Origin of the sequence: Halobacterium sp. DL1, assembly GCA_000230955.3 — an archaeon.
In the GTDB taxonomy this organism is placed as follows: domain Archaea; phylum Halobacteriota; class Halobacteria; order Halobacteriales; family Halobacteriaceae; genus Halobacterium.
In genome coordinates this window covers 2039453-2061811 of sequence record CP007060.1, presented here as the reverse complement: position 1 = coordinate 2061811, position 22359 = coordinate 2039453, and the positions used below count along the sequence as shown (strand labels likewise).

Below are 22359 nucleotides of genomic sequence, written 5' to 3'. Positions count from 1 at the left end.
TAGTCGACGTATGGCGAGCAACACGCTCGACGACCGCGACCGGGCCATCCTCGAGCGACTCCACGGTGAGGAGACGGACGTCGAGTCGCTCGCCGGAACCGTGAACGCGAGCCCCGAGCAGATCCGCGAGCGGTTCCCGAGGCTCCTCGACAACGGTCTGGTGGAGCAGGTCCGGGAGGACACCTACGCGCTCACCGAGGACGGCCAGCGCGTCGTGGCAGCGTCCCCCGCTGGAACCCAGGACAACCGCATCGACACGCCCGCCGACGTCGAGGCGGCCATCCAGTCCTTCGACCTCCGGCCGGACCGCGAGGAGGCCGTCCGGAACGCCTTCGCGTTCCTCCACTACTGGGGGGAGGCGACCGCGCCCGAGATCGTCGACGCCATCTTCCCCGAGGACCCCGCGGAGTACGACGACAGCGACGCCTGGTGGGCGGACCTCGTCTCCGACCGCCTCGCCGCGCTGCCGTCTGTCGACGCACCCGACTCCCCGAACGGCGAGTGGCAATTCGAGGGAGCACCCATCGTTGACCAGCGGACCGACGACGGCCGCCTGCTGCTCGGCCCGAAGGGGAACCGCCGGAACAGCGTGAAGTTCGCGCTCGAACGCCTCCCGATCGAGGACGACGAACGGCAGGCCATCCGCGCGGTGTTCGAACTGCTCGCCGAGCGCGACGAGGCGACGGCAGCCGAGTTCCGGGAGCAGGTCTACCCGGAGCGCGACGCTGGCTACGAGTCACCCGACGAGTGGTGGGGTTTCGTCCAGGACCATCTCGCCGAACTGCCCGGCGTCGAGCGTACTGGCGACGGCGACGATGCGCTGTGGCGGTACCGGCGGACGGACGCCGGCGAGTAGCGGTCAGGCGTGCAGACCGGGCCGTCCGCCGGATGTCGGGACGTTCAAATCCGCGCGCTCACAACGGACGGGCATGACCGACGACGACACCCGCGAGAACGTCCTGCCGGGGAGCGACGAAACCCTCGACACGCCGGACGTGCGCGGCTACGACTTCCGCGGCGAGTTCGACTTCTTCGAGATGCTAGACGCCTACGCGACGACCGGCTTCCAGGCGACCCACCTCGCCGAGGGCGTCGACATCACCCGGGAGATGCACGAGGACGACGCCACCGTCTACCTCACGTTCACGTCGAACATCGTCTCCTCGGGCCTCCGAGAGGTCGTCGCGCATCTCGTCCGCGAGGGGTACGTCGACGTCATCATCACCACCTCCGGGTCCCTGACGGAGGACGTCATCAAGACCGCCAGGCCGTTCAAGATGGGCGAGTGGGACGCCGACGAGGCCGCGCTCCGCGAGGAGGGAATCAACCGCCTCGGCAACATCTTCGTCCCCTCGGACCGCTACGTCTGGCTGGAGGAGTACCTCTACGACTTCTTCGAGGAATTCTTCGCCGAGGAGAAGCTCCGCACCCCCACGGCGTTCGCGCGGGAACTCGGCGAGACCCTCGACGACGAGGACTCCATCCTGAAGAACGCTGCCGACCAGGACGTCCCCGTCTTCTGTCCCGCCCTGACTGACGCCGAGATCGGGAACTTCCTCTACTACTACCGCCAGGGCTACGACTCCGAGGTCGGCATCGAGATCGTCGACGACTACGACTCGCTCATCGAGGAGGGGCTGCTCGCCGAGAAGACCGGTCTCATCGCCGTCGGCGCCGGCGTCCCCAAGCACCACGCCATCATGACGAACCTCTTCCGCGGCGGCGCCGACTACGCCGTCTACATCTCCACGGGCATGGAGGGCGACGGCTCGCTCTCGGGTGCGCCCCCGGAAGAGGCCGTCTCCTGGGGGAAGATCAAGGACGACTCCGAGACGAACTACACGCAGATCGAGGCCGAGGCGACGCTCGTGTTCCCGCTGCTCGTTGCTGGCGCGTTCGAGCGGCCAGAATAGCAGTACTCAGTTACTGCCGGGGACTGGTCGATTCTGTTATCCTCGAAAGCCCCTGCTCGCTGAACCGTCCGCGACGCGCGCAGCGAGTCTCCCGAGTTCACAGCCTCGGGGCTTTCGAGGTGGCGAAGACATCTGCCTAACCCTCAACCACCACTCCCTCTGCTACAGACACCCACTAGCGCCTCCCACGAAACGAATCCTTTTAACGAACGGCGGGAGAAACGAGGCGTATGGCCATCAAGCCCGACTACGTCAAGAAGACCGGGAACATCCTCATGGAGCGCTACGAGGAGGCGTTCTCGCGGGAGGACTTCGAGCACAACAAGAAAGCGGTCACGGAGCTGACGAACATCGAGTCCAAGGAGGTCCGCAACCGCATCGCGGGCTACATCACGCACAAGCGTAACTGAATTTTTCCCGCATCCGAAGGGGTTTCACCTACCCGCCCCCGAGAGACGGGTATGACCCCTGTATCTGTAGGCGTACTCGGCGCGACCGGCGCCGTCGGGCAGCGGTTCGTACAGTTGCTCGACGACCACCCGGAGTTCGAACTTTCCGTCCTCACTGCGAGCTCCGACAGCGCGGGCAAGCCGTACCGTGAGGCTGCGGGCTGGCGACTCGACACTCCGATTCCCGACTCGACGGCGGACATCATCGTTCGCGATACCGACCCAGACGCCATCCCCGACGACACCGACCTCCTGTTCTCTGCGCTCCCGTCGGGCGTCGGCGAGCGCGTCGAACCCGAGCTCTGCGAGGCGGGCTTCGTCGTCTCCTCGAACTCCTCGAACGCGCGCACGGCCGACGACGTGCCGCTCGTTATCCCCGAGGTGAACGCCGACCACCTCGACCTCATCGAGGTCCAGCGCGACGAGCGCGGCTGGGACGGCGCGCTCGTGAAGAACCCGAACTGCTCGACCATCACGATGGTCCCCACCCTGAACGCCCTCGACGAGTTCGGCCTCGACCGGGTCCACGTCTCCACGCTCCAGGCTGTCTCCGGCGCGGGCTACTCCGGCGTCACGTCGATGGAGATTCTGGACAACGTCGTCCCGCACATCGGCGGCGAGGAGGAGAAGATGGAGTCCGAGTCCCGGAAGCTCCTCGGCGAGTTCACGGGCGCCGAGGTCGAGTGGCACGACGCCGTCGTCTCCGCCTCCTGCAACCGCGTACCGACCCTCGACGGCCACCTCGAGAACGTGTTCGCTGAGACCGCCGACGACCCGACGCCGGCGGACGTCGCCGCGGCGTTCGAGGACGCGTCGACCCTCGACCTGCCGAGCGCGCCCGACCCACTCATCGAGGTGTTCGAGGACCCGAGTCGCCCGCAGCCGCGCCTCGACCGGATGCTCGGTGACGGGATGGCCGTCGCCGCGGGCGGCATCCAGCAGACCGAGACGGGCGTCCAGTACAACTGCCTCGCGCACAACACCGTCCGCGGCGCCGCGGGCGCCAGCCTCCTCAACGGCGAACTGCTCGCCCGCGAGGGCTGGCTGTAGACAACCGGTCTCGGTCGTACTGCTAGTCCACTCTGTTCTCCAGGTCCTCGCCCCTGTCGAGCCGCGGGACGTTCGTCGCCAGGATGTCCGCGAGGCGGTTCCAGTGTTCGGGCGTGTGGCCGGCGTTGTGCGGCGTCAACAGGACGTTCTCGAAGTTCCACAGCGCGTGCTCCTCGGGAAGCGGCTCCGGGTCGGTGACGTCGAGGGCGGCGCCCCGGATGGCCTGGCGCTGGACGGCCGCGACCAGCGCGTCCGTGTCCACCACACCGCCGCGAGCGACGTTCACGAGCACGCTCTCCGGGGGGAGCGTCTGGAACGCCGCCTCGTCGACGAGCCCCCGCGTGGTGTCGGTGAGCGGCGTCGCCAGCACGAGGTAGTCGGTCCGGGCGAGCGCGCCGTGGAACGCCTCCTCCTCGAAGCCGACGACCTCGTCCGTCGGGCCGCCCTTCTCCGGGGTGTACCGCACGCCGATGGTGTCGACGTCGAAGCCCTGCAGCCGCTCGACCACGGCGTGTCCGATGGCGCCCATCCCGACGACGGTGACCGTCGAGCCACCGAGTTCCCGGGCCTGGTAGTGCCGCCACTCGCGGTTCTGCTTGCGCCGCCACCCCTCGTGGAGGTCGCGGGCGAACGTCAGCAGGTAGCCAAGCACCTGTTCGGCGATGCTCGGCGCGTGGATGCCCGCGGCGTTCGTCACCGCGACGCCCCGCTCGTGGAACGCGTCCATCGGCAGGTGGCCGTATCCGGCGTAGGAGCACGCGAACAGCTCCAGCTCGTCGGCCACCGCGAGCAGCTCCTCGTCGATGGCGCTGCCGGTGACGACCCGCGCGTCGGCGACCAGCGCGCGCTCTTCGCCCGGCGTCCGTGCGAGCGCGACCTCGCGGTCGGGGAGGCGCTCGCGGAGTGCGGCGGCGTACTCGTCCATCGGCATGCCGTGCGCTCCTCGGCGGAGGACGGTGATGTCGACCATGGTCTGGGTGGTCGACGCGGCGAGCCGTAAGCGTTCCGCGACTCGCACCCGACTCGCCGGTTTACGAAGGGTTTTTGACGCGAGTAGAGTACGGTCGAATGATGAGCGAGTCCGGGACGCTGTCGTGCGCGGCGAAGCTCGCGCGCGTCGTACTGGACAACTGCGGCCCGCTCTCCCCCGCGGAGGTGGCCGAGGAGGCGCGCCTCTCCGAGGAGACGGCCAACGAGGCGCTCGCCGAACTCGCCGACCCGGGCCTCGCGGAGTGCGTCTGCGGGCTCTGTGAGAGCCGCCAGCAGGTGTACGCCCTCGACGAGGACGGGGCGTAACCCTCTTTCTACGCGGGTCCCTACGTCCGAGTGCGCGCCGTTTGTCCCCGACCGAGTTCGTCCACGCGGACGCGATGACGCTCGGAGAACCCCGGCGTGCGATACGGAACTTCGGTTCCCGGCTGGCGTCCGCACCGCGCCCGGTCGGCGCCCGCAGCGTCCGGTCGATTCACGTCACGAATCACTCGCCGAGACGGCGCAAGTCGGCTCGGCATCTGGTGGCGCTATGCGCCACCCGGCTCGCCGGTTTCACCGGCTCGCCACTCGGCGACCTCAACGAGGTCGCCCGCCCGCCACGAGGGTTTCCCGGCCAACGGGGCACGCCGCCCACGGATGAGGTCGGTCGTTAGTGTCGCGGGCGACATTCTCACGCCGTAGCCGCTGCCGTAGTCACCGTCCACGGAGCATCCGGTAGGCGCCGTAGAACCCCGCAGCGACGATGCCGGCGCTCAGTAGCGCCCGCCCGGACGAGGAGCCGCCCTGCGAGAGCCGGGTGTAGGCGCTGGACTTCGCGACGTGGCCCTCGTGGTCGCCCCGCTGTTCGAGGTCGCCGACCGACTCGTCGATGCCGCTCCGGTCGGGCTGGGACGGCGGCCGGCCGGTCGTCTGCTGGTCGAAGAACGTGGCCTCCATCACCCGGTCAGTGAGGCTCGCGGCGTAGTTGCCCAGCACCGCCATTCCCTTCGCGCCGCCGCCGACGAAGACGTCCCGCTGGGGCTGTTCGGCGGCCTGCAGGATGGCACGCGCGGCCGTCTCTGGGGCGTAGACGGGCGGCGGGAGCGCCGCCTCCTCGTCCATGTAGTTCTTCGCGTGCTCGGGGTACGGCGTGTCGATGGCCGCGGGTTTGACGAGCGTCACGGAGATGGGGGCACCCTCCTCCTCCAGTTCCATCCGGAGCGCGTCGGTGAACCCCTTGACGGCGTGCTTGGACGCGGAGTAACTCCCCTGCAGCGGGATGGCGCGGTCGGAGACGACGCTGCCGATGTTGACGATGGCGCCGCCCCGTCCCTTCAGGTGGTCGGCGGCCTCGAGGCTGCCGTACAGCAGCCCCCAGACGTTCGTCTCGAACTGCTCGCGCATCTCCTCGACGGGCGTGTCCTCGAGTCTGCCGTAGAGGAACGCGCCCGCGACGTTGACCCACGTGTCGAAGCCGCCGTACGTCTCCTCGGCCGTGCGGGCGATTTCGCGGACGTCCTCGCGGTTCCGCACGTCCGCGACGACGTACGTCGCGTCGCCGCCCACGGTCGTAATCTCCTCGGCCAGTTCGGCCAGCGAGTCCTCGCTGCGGGCGGCGAGCACCACTTTCGCGCCGCGCTCGGCTGCCATGCGCGCGGTCGCCAGCCCGATGCCGGAGGTCGCGCCCGTGATGACCAGCACCTGCTGGTCGAGAGGTTTCAGGTCCACGTTCATCGCCGCCGCCCTCTCGTTCGTGCGCTCCGCGCGGGTTGTCTCGAGTGCCGCTGTGCGACTGGACTGGTGGTGGCGGTGGGTGCCTGGTTCATCTGGAGTCACTCGGTTCGTGCCGACCTAGTCGAACGGCCGCGACCGGTTTGGGAACACTGCCTGCAGTTGCAGCCCCGGAATCTACCCCTCGATTCGTCGTCAGTACTGCGGGTGACTGTTCTCCGTGCCAGTAGCCGCCGTCGACAGCCAGCGCGCGCCAACGCCGACCGCTGGACCGCTGGAGTGCCTGTTCGGCCGACCGTGTCCCTCGGTGACGACGCACCGACCCGTCCGAGCAGCTGCGTCTACTCGGTGTCCACCCCCTGAACCGGGCGGCAGCGTTCGACCCCCGCGGTTTCTAACCCCGCGTCGTCCGACAGACAGGGGCACCTAGCCACGAAGGCCTTACGCGCTGACTCGTTACTATCGACCGAATGGACCAGCGCTCCGATTCGGACGCCGCGCTTCGGGAGAGCGGCCGCCGACAGGAACGCCTCGCGGAACTCGGCCAGGTGGCCCTCGAGACCAGCGACACCGACGAGCTGCTACACCACGCGGCCGAGGCTGCCGCGGACTCCCTGGAGGCCGCCTACGTCGCGGTGTTCGAACGGCGCGCCGCCGACGAACTCCTGCTCCGCGAGGGGGTGGGCTGGCGGACGGACGCGGTCGGAACGGCGACGGTCACCGCGGACGAGGACTCGTGGCTGTGGGGCGTGCTTACCTCGGAGGAGCCGGTTGTGGCGGACGTGGAAGGGACGCCCGAGTCGGACCTGCTCGAGGGCCACGACGCCGTGGGTGGCGTCGGCGTGGTCGTCGGACCCGTCGCGGACCCGTGGGGTGTGTTGAGCGTCCATACGACCGAGCCTCGGGCGTTCACGGAGCATGATGGGGCGTTCCTCCAGCGCGTCGCAGGGGTCCTCGCCTCGGCACTCGACCGCGAGGGGTCGAACAACCAGCGGCGCCTCGAGCAGTACCGGGCGCTCACGCAGGCGGCCAACGACGCCATCGTCACTATCGACGAGCGAAGCGTCGTCCAGTCGGTGAACCCGGCCGTCGAGGACATCTTCGGCTACGAACCGGCGGAACTCGTGGGGGAACCGTTGGCGATGTTGATGGCTTCCGACGTCGCCGAGCGGCACTTCCAGGCGCTAGGGAACTACCTCGAGACGGGCGAGAAGAACCTCGACTGGGACCTCGTCGAGGCGCCCGGGCGCCACCGGGACGGCACCGAGATTCCGCTCGCCATCTCGTTCAGCGAGGCCGAGTACGACGGCGAGCGCTTCTTCACCGGCATCGTCCGCGACGTCACCGAGCGCAAGGAATACGAGCGGAAACTGGAGGCGTCGAACGAGCGCCTCGAGCAGTTCGCGTACGCGGCATCTCACGACCTCCAGGAGCCCCTGCGGATGGTGTCGAGCTACCTCCAGCTGGTCGAGGACCGGTACGGCGAGGACCTCGACGAGGACGGCCGGGAGTTCATCGAGTTCGCGGTGGACGGTGCCGAGCGGATGCGCGCGATGATCGAGGGGCTGCTGGAGTACTCCCGCGTGGAGACGCAGGGCGACCCGTTCGAGCCAGTCGACCTTGACGGGGTGCTGTCAGACGTCCTCGACGACCTGCAGGTGCGCGTCGAGGAGACGGACGCAGCGATCACGCACGACCCCCTCCCGGTCGTGGACGGCGACCCGGGGCAGTTGCGACAGCTGTTCCAGAACCTCCTGGACAACGCCATCGAGTACAGCGGCGACGAACCACCGCGGGTGGACGTCACCGCGGAGCGCCAGGCGGGGGAGTGGGTGGTGTCGGTGCGCGACGAGGGTATCGGCATCGACGCGGAGAACGCCGACCGCGTCTTCGAGGTGTTCCAGCGCCTCCACAGCCAGGACGAACACGCGGGCACCGGCATCGGGCTGGCGCTCTGCGAACGCATCGTCGAGCGCCACGGCGGCGACATCCGAGTCGACTCGGCGCCCGGCGAGGGGACCACGTTCTCGTTCACGCTGCCGACAGAAGGGACCTACAGCGGGTGACTCCAGTGCAGCCAGCGGCCCCGACTCCGTAGCAGGCCCACCCTCGCGGTGGAAGCGCCACGAAACCGCCGGAGACAGCCGGCGGTGTGCGATTTCGGGGCCGCCGGGAACTGGCGAATCACCGCCGACGACTCTTAAAGACCTTATCTATGAGACCGACAGCTCATTACCGTGGGGACGAATCTAAGTCACAATGACTGCAGACGAAGGTGTCAGGGTCGACCACGCTGCACTCGCCGCCGTCGACGTGGACACTGACGACCTCATGGACGTACTGTCCAACCCCCGTCGGCGCTTCGTCGTCGCCTGCCTCGCGGAGTACGACACCCCTCTCACGCTGCCGGACGTGGCCGACGAACTCGCCGTCTGGGAACACGACGCCCGCATCACCGAGATCTCCGCCGAGGACGTCGCCGCCATCCACACCGACCTCTACCACGTCCACGTGCCGAAGATGGCCGACGCTGGCGTCGTCGAGTACAGCCAGGAGCGTGAACTCGTCGCGCTCGCCGAACCCAGCCGCGAGCTAGCGACCCGCCTGGAGCTTCCCTCCATCCGGTGACGACGCTCCCCGACCGCGTGTAGAAACCGTTTTTCGGCGGCCCTGCGTAGGGCGCAGCATGGACTACGAAGCCGTCGCGGACCTCGGGCCGGAGCGGCGCCGCGCGCTGTTCGAGCGCGACGCGGGCGTCGACGCCGTCCGCTCGGACGTGCGGGACATCGTCGACCGCGTGCGGACGGAGGGCGACGTGGCGCTCCGCCAGTTCGCCAGCGAGTTCGACGACGTGGAGGTCGGCAACCTCGACGTCACCGACGCCGCCGAGCGCGCCTACGACGAGATAGACGGCGCGACGCGCGACGCCATCGAGGACGCCGCGGCGAACGTCCGGGCGTTCCACGAGGCCCAGGTGCCCGAGGACTGGCGCCAGGAGTTCGGTGAGGGGAGAGAGCTCGGGCGGCGGTTCCGGCCGCTCGAACGCGTCGGCGTCTACGCTCCGGGCGGTACCGCGGCCTACCCGTCGTCGGTGCTGATGGGCGTGATTCCCGCCCGCGTCGCGGGCGTCGACCAGGTCGCGGTGGCGACGCCGCCGGCGGCGGAGCTGAACCCGGTGACGCTGGCGGCCATCCACGCCGCGGGCGCCGACCGGGTGTACGCCGCGGGGGGCGCACAGGCGGTCGCGGCGCTGGCCTACGGCACGGAGACCGTCGACCGCGTCCAGAAGGTCGTCGGCCCGGGAAACAAGTGGGTGACCGCGGCGAAGGCCGAGGTCCGGGGCGACGTGGAGATCGATTTCCTCGCCGGTCCCTCCGAACTGCTCGTGGTCGCGGACGAGACCGCCGAACCGGGGTTCGTGGCTGCGGACCTGCTCGCGCAGGCCGAACACGACCCGGACGCGAGCGTCGTCGCGGTGACCGACGACGAGGCGACGGCCGACGCCATCTGCGAGGAACTCGAGGAAAGAATCGACGACCGGGCTCGCGCGGAAACCATCGAAGAAGCCCTGGGGAGCGACGCGAGCGGCGTGTTCGTGGCGCGCTCGATGAGCGAAGCGGTGCTGTTCGCCGAGGCGTACGCCGCCGAACACCTCTCCATCCAGGCCGACGACGACGAGGCCATCCTCGACCGCGTCGACAGCGCCGGGTCGGTGTTCCTCGGGCCGTACGCCCCCGTCGCGGCGGGCGACTACGCCACCGGCACGAACCACGTGCTGCCGACGAACGGGCTAGCGAAGGTCACCGGGGGCCTCAGCGTCGACACGTTCGTCCGCTCGACGACCGTCCAGCGCCTCGACCGGGACGCGCTGGAGGAACTCCGGGAGACCATCACGACGCTCGCGGACGCCGAGGGACTGGAGGGACACGCGGCGAGCGTCGACGCGCGGTTCGCGGACGAGTAGGGGCGTCATCCTTTTCCCCGCTGCTTGCGAAGGTGTGCTCATGAGCACGACCGTCGAACAGGGCGAGGGAGGGGAGGTCGTCACGGCCACCGAGTCCGCTGCCGAGCAGGCCACGGAGCTGATGGACAGCGAGGGGATGGACGAGGACGTAGCGGGACTCCGACTCTACGTCCAGCAGGGCGGCTGTGCAGGGCTCTCCTACGGGATGCGCTTCGAGAACGAGCCGGAACCCGAGGACGAAATATTCGAGAGCAACGGCATCCGCCTGTTCGTCGACCAGTCGAGCCTGAACTACGTCGGCGGCAGCCAGCTCGCCTACGAGGGCGGCCTGCAGGGTGCCGGGTTCCACGTCCAGAACCCGAACGTCGAGAGCGAGTGTGGCTGCGGCGAGTCGTTCCGCACCTAGCCCTCGAGTTCGAAGGCGACCTTCATCTCCACCTGGTACTGCCTGTTCTCCGCGTTCGCTATCTCGACGCCCTGGTCGACGACTTCCGCCCACTTCACGTTCTCGAGCGTGTCCTCGGCGCGGTCGATGGCGTCGTCCGCGGCGGCGTCGAAGCTCTCCTCGCTGGTGCCGATGAGTTCGATCTTCTTGTAGACCATCAGTACAGTGTACCGCCGCGCGCCGGATAAAGCTAGTCGCCGGCCATCCTGCCGTCGAAGCGGTCGCGGACGGCTGCCGAGACGTCGGTGAGGTACGCCGTCCCCCAAACGGCGACGAGTACGCCGCCGAGCGTGTTGAAGATGAGGTCGAGGATGGTGTCCTCGATGCCGTAGATGGTGAGGATGTTCCCGCCCATGACGGAGCCCAGATAGCCGACGACGAACTCGATGACCTCCCAGGCGACGCCGAACGCCATCACGAACAGCAGCAGGAAGACGAAGATGAACTTCGGCGGGAGGTCGATGTCGGCGTGGTGTTCGTCGAGTCCGCGGACGGTCGCGTAGCCAGCGGCCGCGACCAGCGAGGACGACAGCGCGTGGGTGAGGTGGTCCCACCACGAGATGCCGCCGGGCCCGTAGAACGTCGTCGAACTCCCGGGGAGGCCGACGGTGCCCAGCGCGTGCAGGAACACCGCCGCCGTAATCCAGAGGGTCAGCCCGGCGTCCATCGGGATGTCGTAGTCGCGTTCGAGCGCGGCCGGGACGTACGTGATGAGCAGGCCCAGACCGGAGTTGACGATGATGCCGGGATTCATCCGGTAGAACCCCACGAAGACGAAGCCGACGAGCGTGAGCTGCATCGCCCGCGAGAGCTGGCCCTGGCGGTGCTCGGAGAGCCCGACACGGTCGCGGAGCCTCATTCGACCACCTCCTCGACGTTTTGGGGGAGACGAACGCGGGGGTTGGCCCGCCGCCGGAAGTAGACCACGAAGATGGCGCCGGCGAGCACGCCGACGGCCGTCGCGGCGACGAAGTCCCACATCAGCGCGTTCAGCGCGACCGACTCCTGGGCCTCCGTCAACGGTGGCTCGGCGGGCAGGATGAACGAGGTGCCCAGGAGCACGTCGGAGGTCCACTGGACGACGGCCCACAGGCCCGCGGCCGCCATCGTCCCGATGACGACGAACAGCACCGCGAACCAGTTCGTCATCCCGACCGGCGTGAACACGTCGAGTTCGACGGCGATGACGAGCGCGAGACCGGCCACCGCGAGGTACGTCGCCACGTCGCTGGAGAGGCCGGGCGCGGTGAACGCGCGGCCGAAGACGGGCAGCGCGACGAGGAGGAGCACCTCCCAGGGTAGCATCGCGGCCGCGTTCCGGAACGCCACCGGCGGTACCAGCACGACGACCACGACGGCCGCGGAGAACGTCACCCAGACGAGGTCTTCGGGCGCGCTCTCGACGCCGACGAGCGCGACGAACAGGACCAGCAGCCACGCGACTACTGCGTTCGTCCGCTGGTCCTTGATCAGCGGCGAGAGGCGGTCAGTCTTAGTCATATCCAGAACTCACACCCCTCCCTTAACAAACGTCTGGCTGCAGTACCCGGGTCATGCGAGTCCCGCGGCGTACGCCACGGCGTAGGCGGCTCCGGCGACTGTGACCGTCGTCAGCCCGGTCACGAGCGCGTTGAACGGCGTCGGGCGGGGAATCGAGCGTCCTCGCGGGACGGGGACGGAGGCGACGAGGCCGACGGCGACGACGCCGAACACGAAGTGGTAGGAGACGTCGAGGGTCGGCGGTGGCATCACGAACACAGCGAGCGCGTACGCCGTGCCGGCCGCCGCGCGGCCGTCCATGTGGTCGGTGAGCCGGTGGTCGGCGAGCGCGAGCGCGCCCACAACGCCCACCCAGATCGCGACGAGTTCGACGCCGAACGCGCCGAGCAGGTGGAACGTGGGGTCCGCGGAGAGCGCGATGCGGCCGTCGAAGACGACGACATCGAGGGGGTAGAACAGGCGCGGCGGTTGGCCCGTGAACAGGTCGCCGAACGGGTGGCTGGCGAGCCCGAACAGCGCGACGCCGAACAGGCTCTTCCCGCGCACCCCGAAGCGGTGGCCGCCGACGGCGACGAGCCAGCCGGCGGCGGCGAACAGCGCGACGACGAACACGCCGAGGGGGCCGGAGACGAGGGCGACGGCCGCGACCATGGCGACCAGCACGCTCGCCGCGACACGCCGGTGCGTGGGCGCGAGCGCGAACCCCGCGGCGGCTGGCAGGGCGACGACGAGCGAGTGCGTCACCGCGCGGTGGACGACCGTCGAGGCGCCCCAGAACGAGTTGACGGCGGCGGACGGCGTGGTCGGGTCCGCGGCGACGAGGCCGACGACCGCGTACGCCATGTCCACGTCGGGGACAGCGGCGAAGAGGCCGGCGAAGACCCCGAGGACCAGCGCGCGCTCCCGGGACGCCCCGAGGCGGAGCGCGAGGAGGGCGATCACGCCGAACGCGAACGTGGCGTGGCCGACGAACATTATGTTCGGCCTACGGCGCGCCCACTCATAAGCACGCGGGTGCGGCGGCGCCCCCCGAAACGGGGCTCACTCGGCCTTCTTCGTCCACTTCTTCTCGACCTCCGCGTTGGCACGCACCACGGTGTCGTCGCCGACCTCGAAGCGCGTCTTCCGGAGTTCGATGGTCTTCACGGTGCCGGTCACGTCGCCCGCGACGACGGTGTCGCCGGGGTTGAAGTCCGGGTCGCGGAGGAGGTAGATGCCCGCGACGGCGTCGGCGAGCATCCCGGAGAGGGCGTAGGAGACGCCGAGTGCGAGGAACCCGGAGGCGGTGCCGAGCGCGGCCGCGATCTCCGGGAGGCCGACGGCGGAGAGGAACGCCAGCAGCGCCCCGAACCAGAGCCCGATGGACGCGAGCGTGCCGCCCAGCTGGACGTAGATGGGTTGGCTGTGGTAGATGCGACGCAGGAACCACCGCACGACGGCGACGACTAGCCTGATGAGGACCGCCGCGAGCGCGAGGAAGACGAGGCCGGTGAGTATCTCCGGGAGGGCGTCGACGACGTTGCCCAGGAACCCGTCGATGGCCCTGTCCACCACCTCCGTCAGCGACGACGGCGTGTCGGTCTGCATACCGGCCGTTCACACGGGGGTCACGTAACTCCGCCGACGACTCCCGCATCCCGAACTTTCTTGCTCGCTCCGGACGCGTGTGTTGCCATGACAGACGCGCCAGACGTGGGCGAGCTGAATCCGCCGCAGCGAACGCTGATGGGTCCGGGGCCGAGCCCGGTCCACCCGCGCGTGCTGAGGGCGATGAGCACGCCGCTCGTGGGCCACCTCGACCCGTCGTTCGTCGACATCATGGACGAGACCCAGGAACTGCTCCGGTACGCGTTCCAGACGGACAACGAGTGGACGATTCCCGTCTCGGGGACGGGGAGCGCGGCGATGGAGGCGGCCATCGGCAACCTCGTCGAACCCGGGGACACGTTCCTCGCGCCGACGAACGGCTACTTTGGCGACCGGATGGCGGAGATGGCGCGCCGGGCGGGTGGCGACGTGGTGCGCGTCGGCGCCCCGTGGGGGGAACCCCTGGACCCCGACGACGTGGCCGACGCCTGCGAGGAGTACGACCCGGACGTCTTCGGGTTCGTCCACGCGGAGACGTCCACGGGCGCGAAGCAGCCGAACGTGCCCGCCATCACCGAGGCTGCCCACGACCACGACGCGCTCGTGATCGCCGACACAGTGACGAGCATCGGCGGCGTCGAACTGCGCGTCGACGACTGGAACATCGACGCGGCGTACGCCGGCCCGCAGAAGTGCCTCTCCTGTCCGCCGGGTGCCAGTCCGCTGACGCTGAACGACCGTGCGATGGACAAAGTTCTGGACCGCGAGGAGCCCGCTCGCTCGTGGTACCTCGACCTCTCGCTGCTGGAGGGCTACTGGGGCGACGAGCGCGCGTACCACCACACAGCGCCGGTCTCGAACGTCTACGCGCTTCGGGAGGCACTCCGCCTCGTGGCCGAGGAGGGCATCGAGAACCGCTGGGAGCGCCACCTGGAGATGGCGGGCGCGCTGAAGGCCGGCGTCGAGGCGATGGGGCTCGGCCTCAATCCGGAAGACGACTACTGGCTGCCGAGTCTCAACGCCGTCCGCGTGCCCGACGGCGTCGACGACGGCGCGGTCATCGACTACGTGCTCGACGCCTACGACCTCGAGATCGCCGCCGGGCTCGGCGACCTGTCGGGCGACGTGTTCCGCATCGGCTGCATGGGCCACGGCGCTCGCCCGGAGAACGTGACCCTGGTCGTCGCGGCGCTCGCCGACGCCTTCGACGCGCTGGGTGCGGACGTCGACGCCGACGCGGGACTCGCGGCGACGCGGGAGTCCCTCCGGTAGGCAGCAGTTCCTCGAAAAATACCGCGGGCGTGCCGGTTACTCGACCGGCGGCGCGCGCGCTACCTCGTAGTCGCCGTCCTCTTCGACCCCCATCACCGCCCACTCGTAGGGCGGATCTACGCGGCGTAACTCTCGCTCGAGTGCGTCGGCCTCGTCCGCCCACGTGACGAAACAGCGATAGCCGCTGTCGTCGGGCGTGTCGACGTGCTCTGTGACGGCGGAGACTCGTATCTCCTTCCAGTCGCGAGTCGCGGAGAACTCCGCGCCGTCACCTGCGAGACTGTACCCGAGGTCGGCGAAGATCGACCGGGCCTGCTCGTCGGGAGGGGTGGTAACAGTCCCCATGCGTACTACCCTTCGGCAAAGCAGGTTATAAGCTTTCCCACCGTGTGCAGAACGTCGAAGAAAGACGCAGAAAACTGGACGAACGGAAACCAATCGGAGTGGAACTCTAGCTGTCCGATTCATGGAGTCGCCGGCGCTGGTAGTCGCAGTCGAGCCCAGCCGCCGTCTTCTCGCTGTCGACGCGGCTCGTGCACCCAGGTCCCGACACGTTGTGTATATCGTCCGGCTTGCGGGAGGACGGGCGCGCTACTCGTGAGCAGAGTCCCACTCGTCGGGCTTCTTGAAGTTCCCGCAGACGTTGCACTCGATGCGCCCCATCGAGTCCATCGCGTTGTCGACGGACTCGCAGTTCGTGCAAAACCAGCCCCACCGGCGTTCCCGCTCGGGCGTGCGGTAGACGACGAGGAACGGGCCGTCCTGTCCGCGCTCGGCCTCGTCCTCGGCGACGTACAGCGTCTCCCCGTCGTCGGTCGCCACCGTCAACATGGCTCCAGCTAGCCGCTACCGGCATTTATCAGTCGCGGTCGAAGCCCTCATTGGGGGTGCGCGCCTCCGGTCGACAATGGCGGTCCGCATCCTCCACTACTCAGACCTGGAGAACGTCTACGACACGCCCGAGCAGGCCGGGCGACTCGCCTCCCTCCTCCGCGACCGCGGCGACGCCATCGCCGCCGGGTCCGGGGACAACACGTCGCCGGGCGTGCTCTCGCTCGTGACCGAGGGCCGGCAGGCGCTCGACCTCTACGAGGCTGTCGACCCCGACGTGGCGACGTTCGGCAACCACGACTTCGACTACGGCGCCGACACCACGGCCGAAATCGTCGCCGACTCCCCACAGACCTGGGTGAGCGCGAACGTCTCGCGCGACGGCGACCCCATCGGCGGCGTCGAACCGTGGACCATCGTCGAGCGCGACGGCGTACGCGTCGGCTTCCTCGGCGTCCTCGACGACGCTACGCCCGCGCTGAACCCGATGGCGAGCGACCTCACCGTCACCGACCCGGTCGCCGCGACCCGTGAGGCCGCCGCCGACCTCCGCGACGCGGGCGCCGACTACGTCGTCGTGCTCTCCCACCTGGGGCGCGACGACGAGGAACTCGCCGCCGCCACCGACGTGGACGCCGTCCTCGGCGGCCACATCGCCTCGGAGCGCGTCGAGCGCATCGACGGGACGCTCCTCACGCGACCGGGGTCGGGCGGCGAGGTCGTCCTCGAAGTGAACCTCGAATCCGGGGACGTGACCCGCCGCGTCGTCGCCGACGAACCCGTTCACGAACCGCTCGCCGAGCGACTCCAGGAGCGGATGGACGAGACCGGGCTGAACGACGTCGTCGGGGAGGTCGAGACGCCGCTGGAGCGCACCGAGAAGACGCTGTTCCGCGGGGAGTCCCGCATCGGGAACTTCGTCGCGGACGCCTACCGGTGGGCCGCGGGGACGGACGTAGCGCTCCAGAACTCCGGTGGCGTCCGGGACGGCCCTGCCATCGAGGGCGAGGTGACGGTGTCGGACCTCGTCAGCGTCGTGCCCTTCGAGGAACCGGTGAGCGTCGCGGAACTGACTGGCGCGGAACTGCTGGACGTGTTCCGCGGCGCGCGCGGCGGGAGCCTGGGATTCGCGGAACCCGAGTGGTGGCACGCCCACGTCTCGGGCGCGGAACTCGTCTGGGACGCCGATACGGACGAACTCGTCGAAGTCACCGTCGGCGGCGACGCCGTCGACCCCGAGCGCACGTACACGCTCGCCACCACGGACTACCTGTTCTACTCCGACGACGAGTTCCCCGCCCTCGACGAGGCCCACCGCGTCGAGCGCCTCGGCGTGCAACACCAGGTGCTCGCCGAGTACGCCCGCGAGCGCGGCATCGACCCCGAGATAGAGGGGCGCGTCGAGATGCACGCCGACGACTGAGGCTTTCGGACAACCCCTCCCCAGTCCGGGCTAACGGCTAAGGACGTCGTCCCCGTTCTCTCACACATGGCCGACACACCAGTTCGCACCGAGCAGGCCGACTTCCACTACACGCACGACTCCACCCCGAACGACGCGCTGCTCTGCGGGTTCTCGCAGTATGGGCTCGCCGGCCTCACCGCCGCGGACTACCTCGTCGACCACCTCGAACTCGAACAGACCGGGCACGTCGTCGTCGACAGCCTGCCCGCCATCACCCCCTTCGAGAACGGCGTGCCGCGACACCACACGCGGTTCTTCTCGAAGCCGGGACTCGACGTCACCGTGCTCGTCGGCGAACTGTTCATCCCGTCTCTCGCGGCCGAACCGTTCGCGCGGTCGCTGCTCTCCTGGCTCGAGGGCCAGGACGTCGACGAAGTCGCCGTGCTCTCCGGCGTCCCCATCGCCCACGGCCCGGACGAACACCGCACGTTCTACATCGCCACCGACGACTACCGCGAGAAGCGACTCGGGGATGTCGACGTGCCGGCGATGGGCAACGGGTTCCTCGACGGCGTGAACGGCGAACTGCTCGGCCGCGGCATCGACTCGCAGCTCCGGGCCTGCGTCTACACGACGCCCGTCCACGCGCAGGTGCCGGACGTGGAGGCAGCGATTCGCCTCGTGGAGGCCGTCGACGGCGTCTACGACCTCGGCGTGGACACGGAGCCCCTGAAGGCGTTCGCGGGGGAGGTCGCCCAGCACTACGAGGACCTCAGCGAGCGCATGAAGGCCACCGCAGAGGAGGAACGCCCCGAGGACCGGATGTACATGTGAAACGCGCGTGGTCGTCCCCACGAAGCATTTACCGGCCACTGCCGACCGTCCCGGTATGAGACGCCGCGCCCTCCTCGGCACGCTAGCGTCGCTGGCAGTCGCCGGTTGCACTGGCACCGGCGCCCAGCCCTCGGGGACCGATACGCCGACGAAACGGACCGCATCGACCACGCCGACAACATCGACGACCACGTCGTCGGACGCGACCCCCGAGGAGTTGCTGTCACTCGGAATCCCGACGACCCAGAGCGACTGCCCGCTCGGCGACGAGGGCCGAGCGGTCTGCTACCCCGAGCAGACGGGAGCGAGTCTGTCGTTGACGCCGGCCGACGACGAACTCGACCTGCCCGCAGACTCGACGACGTTCACGCTCGCGAACGACACCGACTACGAGTACCACGCGAACTTCTACGGCTGGTCGGCGTCCAAGCGCGTGGACGGCGAGTGGTTCCACGTCGCGCCGCAGTTCTGGCCTCAGCCACTCCACATACTCCCCGCAGGCGCGTCCCACGAGTGGTCGTTCGCCGTGGACAACGACCAGTCGCCGACCGGTGGGTCGTCGACCGACCAGGACGTCACGCTCGCGGGCCTCGGCGGTGGCGAGTACGCGTTCACCGTCCAGGGCTGGTTCCCGCTCGGCGACGACCACGACTCGTTCCACGTGGCGCTCGGCGCGCACTTCGAGTTACTGGGCGACCCGGTCGAACTGACGCCGACCGACGACGTCTCGGCGTCGCGGGACGGCGACAACGTCGTCGTGACCACCGACGAGGAACCGACCGAAGAAGAGGAGCCGTCGGCGTTCGTCGTCGAACGCTCGGGCGTCCCGCCGGGGCAACCCGTCAGGGAACGCATCACCGAGCAGATTGTCCGGCCCGGTCCGGGGACGGCTAGCCGCCCGCTGTTCCGGAACACCATCCCGTTCTTCGAGGAGGGCGTCCAGACCGTCAGGCTGGAGGCGCCGGACGCGACGATACCGCCGTTCGGCGTCGACGAACCCCAGTACATCCGCTACGAGGGTGAGACGTACGAGATCAGCACGAAGCGCCTGGACTGAACCGCTCTGAGCGGCCCGTAGTCAGTACTCCTCGACGCCCTCGTCGGTCACCACGACGTCGAGCAGTCGGGTCGGCGTCGCGTCGTACGCCGGATTCTTCACCTCGAAGCCCTCCGGGGGTTCCCGGATGACCTCGCTGGGGTCGCGGTAATCGTTCTCGAAGCGGAAGCCGTCGTCGACGAGTTTCGCGCTCGACCCCGAGACGGTGACGGGCGTGCCGACGTCCGCGGCCGTCGCGACCAGCGGGTACGTCCCCACGCGGTTGTAGTACGTGTCATCCACGATGCAGTCCATCCCGAGGACCACGCGGTCGCAGTCGCCGAGATAGTAGCCGGAGGCGCCGTCCACGATGAGCGTCGGTTCGATGCGGTCGATCTCCGCGAGCGTGCGCGCCGTCTTCCGCCCGAGGTGGCGCGGGCGGGCCTCCGTCACGAACACCTCCAGGTGTTTGCCGTCCTGGGCGGCCAGCTCCAGCGCCTCCAGCACCGTCGAGGAGTAGTCGTGGGTGAGCAGCGTCTGGCCGTCCTCGATGCGCTCGGCGGTGGCCTCTGCGGCCGCGTGTTTCGCGTTCTCTACGGTCTCGACGACGTCCTCGATGGCGGCCGCAGTGACCTCCTTTGCCTCTGCGACGGACGCGGGGTCGGCGTCACGCACGGCGTCCACGACGGCCCGCTGAGTGGTCACGAGCGACGCGTGGGAGGCGTTCGCGCGGCGGAGGGCGTTGCTGTTCCGTTCGAGTGCTCGTACGTACTCCTCGACGGTCGGGTAGTCCTTGTCGATGAGGTCCCGGAGCGCGCGAGCGGCCTTCACGGCGACGACCGAGGAGGAGTGCGTCCGCATCTCTCGGATCTCCTCGGCAGTCTCGTCTATCATGGTAGATACGTCCGCGGGTGCGACAAAAGGCCTTCCGAAGTATGGCCCTTGTAAGCCGCTCGTAAGCCCTCCTCTCTCGCGAGCGGCGCGGAGCGCCGCTCGCTCGGTCGTCGCCCTTACAGTCCACCGGGAATCGAAGATTCCCGAGGTCTCGGGAGAGCGAAGCTCTCCCGGCGACCACCAGGCTACCGGCTTGTCGATAGCAATAGCACACTGCCGGCTGCGTCGGTAGCGATTGGCTGGCTGCTAGTTCGTCCGCCTGTCAGAGCACTCGCAGGTCGTCGGGGTAGTCGGTCAGGTTCTCGTAGCCGTCCTCGGTGACGACGACGAGGTCTTCGACGCGGACGCCGCCGACGCCCTGCTCGTAGAGACCTGGCTCGATGGTGATGACGTGACCGGCTTCCAGCACTTCGCCGTGTTCGGCGACGTGTGGCGACTCGTGGACGTCCAGGCCGACGCCGTGGCCGGTGCTGTGGAAGAAGCCGTTCTCGAGACCGTCGTGGCTGCGCGTCGTGGGGTAGCCGGCGTCCTCTATGACGTCGCAGACGGCGAAGTGGACGTCCTCGCCAGTCGCTCCGGGTTCGATGGCGTCCAGTGCCGCCTCGTACGCCTCGAACGCGACGTCGTACCACTCCTGGACCTGCTCGCTGGGGTCGCCCTTCACGAACGTCCGCGTCATGTCCGCGAAGTACCGCGTGCGCTTGTGCCGCGGGAAGATGTCCACGACGATGGGCGTGTCTGCTCGCAGCGGCCCGGAACCGGTGTCGTGGGCGCGAGCGGCGGCCGGCCCGCACGCGACGATGGTCTCGCTGGGTTCGCACTGGTGGTCCTGGAGCGTCGCCTCGATGCGGTCGCGGACGCGCTCGCTCGTCAATACGTCGCCAGCGTGGTGGAGCACACCATCCTCGACGCTCGCTTCCTCGACGAGGGACTCGGCGGCCGCCATCGCCGCCTCGTTCGCGCGCTGGGCCTCGCGTATGTGTTCGGCCTCCTCTTCGGACTTCACGGCGCGCACCTGCTCTACCGGGTCGTGGTACGCAGGCGTGACGCTCACGCCGTGGTCGCGCAGGATGTCCGTCGTGCCGGTCGGGAACGACGCGGGCACGGCAACCGACTCGACGCCGAACTCCGCGACGAAGTCGGCGACGACCAGTTTCGTGGCCTTCGGTGGCCCCACGTCCGCGGCCTTCTCGCGGTAGCCGTACGCGTCGAACTTCCGTACTTCGTCGGCGTCGCTGTCCTCGATTGCTCGCGTGTACTCCAGCCCCGAGACGAGCAGATGGACCTCGCCGTCGGTGTACAACGTGACGAAGTTGTCCGGCGCGTGGTAGCCCGAGAGGTAGTACTGGCTGCTGTCCTCGCCGTCGGCGTCGAGGAGATAGCCGTCCGCGCCAACGGCCTCGAGGTGCGCGTCCAGTTTCGGATAGGGCGGCGTCATGACCGCCGGTTTCGGACGCGCATCCAATAACCTTCCCACGGCTCGGGCCCTGTTGACAGTGCACGCTCGACGAGCAGCCTTTGCCCTTCGAGCGCGAATCCGTTGCATGGTCGCCGTGACGTACTACTGTCCGCGCTGTGGTGCCGTCGCCGAACTCGACCGCGACCCCTACATGGCGGACAAGTCAGTGACGCCGTTCCCGCTGGCGGGGTGGAACTACGTCTCGCCCGCCGAGGAGTTCGAAGCCGACGATGCAGACGGCGTGCAGCTCGTCTGCGGGCAGAGCGACGTCGAGTGGTCGCATCACCCAGAGACGGAGGGAGCGGACGAGCCCGGCTGTGGGGAGCCGTTCTACCTGAACTTCGTCCGCTTTCAGGACGGCGAGGCGGTGTCGGGCGAACCCGAATCGGAGTTCGTCGAGTTGGCCGAGGGCGAGGATCCGCGGGGACCACGTGGTCCGACCGGCCCGGGGTTCTCTCGCTGAGCGCCAGACCCGTCAGTCGGGAGACTGAAACCCACACGCTTTACTCGGCGGTGTTCCCACGTGGGTTGTATGCCACCCATCACGCGCCGGAACGCGCTCCGTGCGGGCGTCGTCTCGCTCGCCGCGCTCGCGGGCTGCTCCTCGGACTCCGGGTCGGGGTCGGGGTCGCAGAACCCCCGCCTCGACAGCGTCCGGGTCAGCAACTCGCTCTCGCAGTCGGTCTCGCTGGACCTCCAGCTAGAACTCGACGGCGAGGTGGTGTTCTGGTCGGACGTCGGCATCGAGGGGACCGACGGCGAAGACGCCGGCCAGAGCGTCCACGGCGCCACGTTCGAACCGCCGGCGTTCCCACAGCAGCGCGGCGAGTGGCGGGTCCGAGCCCGAGTCAGGGACACCAACCGGATGTACAGCACGCTGTTCAACAGCGAGACCACCGCGGAGTCCTGTCTCGCCCTCGGCGTGGCAGTCCAGGAGGACGACGTCGAAATCTCCTACGTAGCGACCCACGAGTGCGGCGACGTGACGACGACCACGCAGTCCTGACTCCAGAACTC

26 protein-coding genes are annotated in these 22359 nt (G+C 68.9%); 15 read left to right on the top strand and 11 right to left on the bottom strand.

The annotated features are described in order from the left end of the window. Positions 1–10 precede the first annotated feature (10 nt). From HALDL1_12545 to HALDL1_12530, 4 genes are all read left to right on the top strand, one after another. Complete coding sequence (locus HALDL1_12545) at positions 11–856, top strand: hypothetical protein (GenBank protein ID AHG05335.1); 846 nt, start codon at positions 11–13, stop codon at positions 854–856. A gap of 73 nt (positions 857–929) precedes the next feature. Continuing rightward, positions 930–1913, top strand: coding sequence for a deoxyhypusine synthase (locus HALDL1_12540; GenBank protein AHG04332.1), 984 nt, complete (start codon positions 930–932; stop codon positions 1911–1913). A gap of 230 nt (positions 1914–2143) precedes the next feature. After that, a complete protein-coding gene (locus HALDL1_12535) occupies positions 2144–2323 on the top strand; it encodes a 30S ribosomal protein S17 (GenBank protein AHG04331.1) in 180 nt (59 codons plus the stop codon). A gap of 51 nt (positions 2324–2374) precedes the next feature. Next, positions 2375–3412: an aspartate-semialdehyde dehydrogenase gene (locus tag HALDL1_12530; protein ID AHG04330.1), complete on the top strand. Its 1038-nt coding sequence runs from the start codon at positions 2375–2377 to the stop codon at positions 3410–3412. Positions 3413–3434: 22 nt separating this feature from the next. Here the strand turns inward: HALDL1_12530 and HALDL1_12525 are convergent, their stop codons facing one another. After that, positions 3435–4382 (bottom strand): 2-hydroxyacid dehydrogenase, encoded by a 948-nt coding sequence (locus HALDL1_12525; protein AHG04329.1) that lies wholly within the window; start codon positions 4380–4382, stop codon positions 3435–3437. 101 nt (positions 4383–4483) lie between these two features. On the opposite strand from HALDL1_12525, the gene HALDL1_12520 reads away from it, so the two are divergent. Further along, positions 4484–4708 carry an ArsR family transcriptional regulator gene (locus HALDL1_12520; protein AHG04328.1) on the top strand — a complete coding sequence of 75 codons (225 nt, stop codon included), beginning with the start codon at positions 4484–4486 and terminating at the stop codon, positions 4706–4708. 390 nt (positions 4709–5098) lie between these two features. On the opposite strand, the gene HALDL1_12515 is transcribed toward HALDL1_12520, so the two are convergent. Further along, entirely contained in the window at positions 5099–6118 is a 1020-nt protein-coding gene (locus HALDL1_12515) for a short-chain dehydrogenase (GenBank protein AHG04327.1), read from the bottom strand. A gap of 467 nt (positions 6119–6585) precedes the next feature. On the opposite strand from HALDL1_12515, the gene HALDL1_12510 reads away from it, so the two are divergent. From HALDL1_12510 to HALDL1_12495, 4 genes are all read left to right on the top strand, one after another. Next, positions 6586–8181: a histidine kinase gene (locus HALDL1_12510; GenBank protein ID AHG04326.1), complete on the top strand. Its 1596-nt coding sequence runs from the start codon at positions 6586–6588 to the stop codon at positions 8179–8181. A 193-nt stretch (positions 8182–8374) separates the two neighbouring features. Next, positions 8375–8743, top strand: a complete 369-nt coding sequence (locus HALDL1_12505) for a hypothetical protein (GenBank protein AHG04325.1) — start codon at positions 8375–8377, stop codon at positions 8741–8743. Positions 8744–8801: 58 nt separating this feature from the next. After that, on the top strand, positions 8802–10079 hold the full coding sequence (locus HALDL1_12500; GenBank protein ID AHG04324.1) for a histidinol dehydrogenase: 1278 nt from the start codon (positions 8802–8804) through the stop codon (positions 10077–10079). Positions 10080–10119: 40 nt separating this feature from the next. Further along, a complete protein-coding gene (locus HALDL1_12495) occupies positions 10120–10485 on the top strand; it encodes a heme biosynthesis protein HemY (GenBank protein ID AHG04323.1) in 366 nt (121 codons plus the stop codon). Here HALDL1_12495 and HALDL1_12490 read toward each other — a convergent pair. The 5 genes from HALDL1_12490 to HALDL1_12470 form a co-directional block, all read right to left on the bottom strand. After that, complete coding sequence (locus tag HALDL1_12490) at positions 10482–10682, bottom strand: dodecin (GenBank protein ID AHG04322.1); 201 nt, start codon at positions 10680–10682, stop codon at positions 10482–10484. The genes HALDL1_12495 and HALDL1_12490 overlap by 4 nt on opposite strands. Positions 10683–10714: 32 nt before the next feature. Further along, positions 10715–11383, bottom strand: a complete 669-nt coding sequence (locus HALDL1_12485; GenBank protein AHG04321.1) for a hypothetical protein — start codon at positions 11381–11383, stop codon at positions 10715–10717. Further along, entirely contained in the window at positions 11380–12024 is a 645-nt protein-coding gene (locus HALDL1_12480) for a hypothetical protein (protein AHG04320.1), read from the bottom strand. Before HALDL1_12480 ends, HALDL1_12485 begins: the two co-directional genes overlap by 4 nt. Before the next feature lie 51 nt (positions 12025–12075). After that, positions 12076–12999 (bottom strand): hydrolase, encoded by a 924-nt coding sequence (locus tag HALDL1_12475; GenBank protein AHG04319.1) that lies wholly within the window; start codon positions 12997–12999, stop codon positions 12076–12078. A gap of 66 nt (positions 13000–13065) precedes the next feature. Further along, positions 13066–13611 carry a mechanosensitive ion channel MscS gene (locus HALDL1_12470; GenBank protein AHG04318.1) on the bottom strand — a complete coding sequence of 182 codons (546 nt, stop codon included), beginning with the start codon at positions 13609–13611 and terminating at the stop codon, positions 13066–13068. Between the two features lie 87 nt (positions 13612–13698). On the opposite strand from HALDL1_12470, the gene HALDL1_12465 reads away from it, so the two are divergent. After that, positions 13699–14883 (top strand): alanine--glyoxylate aminotransferase, encoded by a 1185-nt coding sequence (locus tag HALDL1_12465; GenBank protein ID AHG04317.1) that lies wholly within the window; start codon positions 13699–13701, stop codon positions 14881–14883. A gap of 36 nt (positions 14884–14919) precedes the next feature. Here HALDL1_12465 and HALDL1_12460 read toward each other — a convergent pair whose 3' ends face one another. Together HALDL1_12460 and HALDL1_12455 are read right to left on the bottom strand one after the other, a co-directional pair. Then, positions 14920–15228: a hypothetical protein gene (locus HALDL1_12460; protein AHG04316.1), complete on the bottom strand. Its 309-nt coding sequence runs from the start codon at positions 15226–15228 to the stop codon at positions 14920–14922. A 246-nt stretch (positions 15229–15474) separates the two neighbouring features. Next, the gene (locus tag HALDL1_12455) at positions 15475–15714 is read right to left on the bottom strand and encodes a GNAT family acetyltraansferase (GenBank protein ID AHG04315.1); all 240 of its coding nucleotides are present in this window, start codon (positions 15712–15714) and stop codon (positions 15475–15477) included. A gap of 76 nt (positions 15715–15790) precedes the next feature. On the opposite strand from HALDL1_12455, the gene HALDL1_12450 reads away from it, so the two are divergent. The 3 genes from HALDL1_12450 to HALDL1_12440 all read left to right on the top strand — a co-directional run bounded on the left by HALDL1_12450 (position 15791) and on the right by HALDL1_12440 (position 19010). Further along, the gene (locus tag HALDL1_12450; protein ID AHG04314.1) at positions 15791–17137 is read left to right on the top strand and encodes a 2', 3'-cyclic nucleotide 2'-phosphodiesterase; all 1347 of its coding nucleotides are present in this window, start codon (positions 15791–15793) and stop codon (positions 17135–17137) included. 66 nt (positions 17138–17203) lie between these two features. Next, complete coding sequence (locus HALDL1_12445; GenBank protein AHG04313.1) at positions 17204–17953, top strand: hypothetical protein; 750 nt, start codon at positions 17204–17206, stop codon at positions 17951–17953. Between the two features lie 55 nt (positions 17954–18008). Then, positions 18009–19010 carry a hypothetical protein gene (locus HALDL1_12440; GenBank protein ID AHG05334.1) on the top strand — a complete coding sequence of 334 codons (1002 nt, stop codon included), beginning with the start codon at positions 18009–18011 and terminating at the stop codon, positions 19008–19010. A gap of 21 nt (positions 19011–19031) precedes the next feature. On the opposite strand, the gene HALDL1_12435 is transcribed toward HALDL1_12440, so the two are convergent. After that, complete coding sequence (locus tag HALDL1_12435) at positions 19032–19883, bottom strand: translation initiation factor aIF-2B subunit alpha (protein AHG04312.1); 852 nt, start codon at positions 19881–19883, stop codon at positions 19032–19034. A gap of 262 nt (positions 19884–20145) precedes the next feature. Beyond that, positions 20146–21321 carry a peptidase M24 gene (locus tag HALDL1_12430; GenBank protein ID AHG04311.1) on the bottom strand — a complete coding sequence of 392 codons (1176 nt, stop codon included), beginning with the start codon at positions 21319–21321 and terminating at the stop codon, positions 20146–20148. A 106-nt stretch (positions 21322–21427) separates the two neighbouring features. Here HALDL1_12430 and HALDL1_12425 point away from each other — a divergent pair, with 106 nt between their 5' ends. Beyond that, entirely contained in the window at positions 21428–21805 is a 378-nt protein-coding gene (locus HALDL1_12425; GenBank protein ID AHG04310.1) for a hypothetical protein, read from the top strand. A 69-nt stretch (positions 21806–21874) separates the two neighbouring features. After that, positions 21875–22348, top strand: a complete 474-nt coding sequence (locus HALDL1_12420; protein AHG05333.1) for a hypothetical protein — start codon at positions 21875–21877, stop codon at positions 22346–22348. Positions 22349–22359 lie beyond the last annotated feature (11 nt).

What these genes read in the sequence shown, in the direction of transcription:
- HALDL1_12545 (AHG05335.1), top strand. Translation starts at nt 11, where the DNA reads ATGGCGAGCAACACGCTCGACGACCGCGACCGGGCCATCCTCGAGCGA.
- HALDL1_12540 (AHG04332.1), top strand. Translation starts at nt 930, where the DNA reads ATGACCGACGACGACACCCGCGAGAACGTCCTGCCGGGGAGCGACGAA.
- HALDL1_12535 (AHG04331.1), top strand. Translation starts at nt 2,144, where the DNA reads ATGGCCATCAAGCCCGACTACGTCAAGAAGACCGGGAACATCCTCATG.
- HALDL1_12530 (AHG04330.1), top strand. Translation starts at nt 2,375, where the DNA reads ATGACCCCTGTATCTGTAGGCGTACTCGGCGCGACCGGCGCCGTCGGG.
- HALDL1_12525 (AHG04329.1), bottom strand. Translation starts at nt 4,382, where the DNA reads ATGGTCGACATCACCGTCCTCCGCCGAGGAGCGCACGGCATGCCGATG.
- HALDL1_12520 (AHG04328.1), top strand. Translation starts at nt 4,484, where the DNA reads ATGAGCGAGTCCGGGACGCTGTCGTGCGCGGCGAAGCTCGCGCGCGTC.
- HALDL1_12515 (AHG04327.1), bottom strand. Translation starts at nt 6,118, where the DNA reads ATGAACGTGGACCTGAAACCTCTCGACCAGCAGGTGCTGGTCATCACG.
- HALDL1_12510 (AHG04326.1), top strand. Translation starts at nt 6,586, where the DNA reads ATGGACCAGCGCTCCGATTCGGACGCCGCGCTTCGGGAGAGCGGCCGC.
- HALDL1_12505 (AHG04325.1), top strand. Translation starts at nt 8,375, where the DNA reads ATGACTGCAGACGAAGGTGTCAGGGTCGACCACGCTGCACTCGCCGCC.
- HALDL1_12500 (AHG04324.1), top strand. Translation starts at nt 8,802, where the DNA reads ATGGACTACGAAGCCGTCGCGGACCTCGGGCCGGAGCGGCGCCGCGCG.
- HALDL1_12495 (AHG04323.1), top strand. Translation starts at nt 10,120, where the DNA reads ATGAGCACGACCGTCGAACAGGGCGAGGGAGGGGAGGTCGTCACGGCC.
- HALDL1_12490 (AHG04322.1), bottom strand. Translation starts at nt 10,682, where the DNA reads ATGGTCTACAAGAAGATCGAACTCATCGGCACCAGCGAGGAGAGCTTC.
- HALDL1_12485 (AHG04321.1), bottom strand. Translation starts at nt 11,383, where the DNA reads ATGAGGCTCCGCGACCGTGTCGGGCTCTCCGAGCACCGCCAGGGCCAG.
- HALDL1_12480 (AHG04320.1), bottom strand. Translation starts at nt 12,024, where the DNA reads ATGACTAAGACTGACCGCCTCTCGCCGCTGATCAAGGACCAGCGGACG.
- HALDL1_12475 (AHG04319.1), bottom strand. Translation starts at nt 12,999, where the DNA reads ATGTTCGTCGGCCACGCCACGTTCGCGTTCGGCGTGATCGCCCTCCTC.
- HALDL1_12470 (AHG04318.1), bottom strand. Translation starts at nt 13,611, where the DNA reads ATGCAGACCGACACGCCGTCGTCGCTGACGGAGGTGGTGGACAGGGCC.
- HALDL1_12465 (AHG04317.1), top strand. Translation starts at nt 13,699, where the DNA reads ATGACAGACGCGCCAGACGTGGGCGAGCTGAATCCGCCGCAGCGAACG.
- HALDL1_12460 (AHG04316.1), bottom strand. Translation starts at nt 15,228, where the DNA reads ATGGGGACTGTTACCACCCCTCCCGACGAGCAGGCCCGGTCGATCTTC.
- HALDL1_12455 (AHG04315.1), bottom strand. Translation starts at nt 15,714, where the DNA reads ATGTTGACGGTGGCGACCGACGACGGGGAGACGCTGTACGTCGCCGAG.
- HALDL1_12450 (AHG04314.1), top strand. Translation starts at nt 15,791, where the DNA reads ATGGCGGTCCGCATCCTCCACTACTCAGACCTGGAGAACGTCTACGAC.
- HALDL1_12445 (AHG04313.1), top strand. Translation starts at nt 17,204, where the DNA reads ATGGCCGACACACCAGTTCGCACCGAGCAGGCCGACTTCCACTACACG.
- HALDL1_12440 (AHG05334.1), top strand. Translation starts at nt 18,009, where the DNA reads ATGAGACGCCGCGCCCTCCTCGGCACGCTAGCGTCGCTGGCAGTCGCC.
- HALDL1_12435 (AHG04312.1), bottom strand. Translation starts at nt 19,883, where the DNA reads ATGATAGACGAGACTGCCGAGGAGATCCGAGAGATGCGGACGCACTCC.
- HALDL1_12430 (AHG04311.1), bottom strand. Translation starts at nt 21,321, where the DNA reads ATGACGCCGCCCTATCCGAAACTGGACGCGCACCTCGAGGCCGTTGGC.
- HALDL1_12425 (AHG04310.1), top strand. Translation starts at nt 21,428, where the DNA reads ATGGTCGCCGTGACGTACTACTGTCCGCGCTGTGGTGCCGTCGCCGAA.
- HALDL1_12420 (AHG05333.1), top strand. Translation starts at nt 21,875, where the DNA reads ATGCCACCCATCACGCGCCGGAACGCGCTCCGTGCGGGCGTCGTCTCG.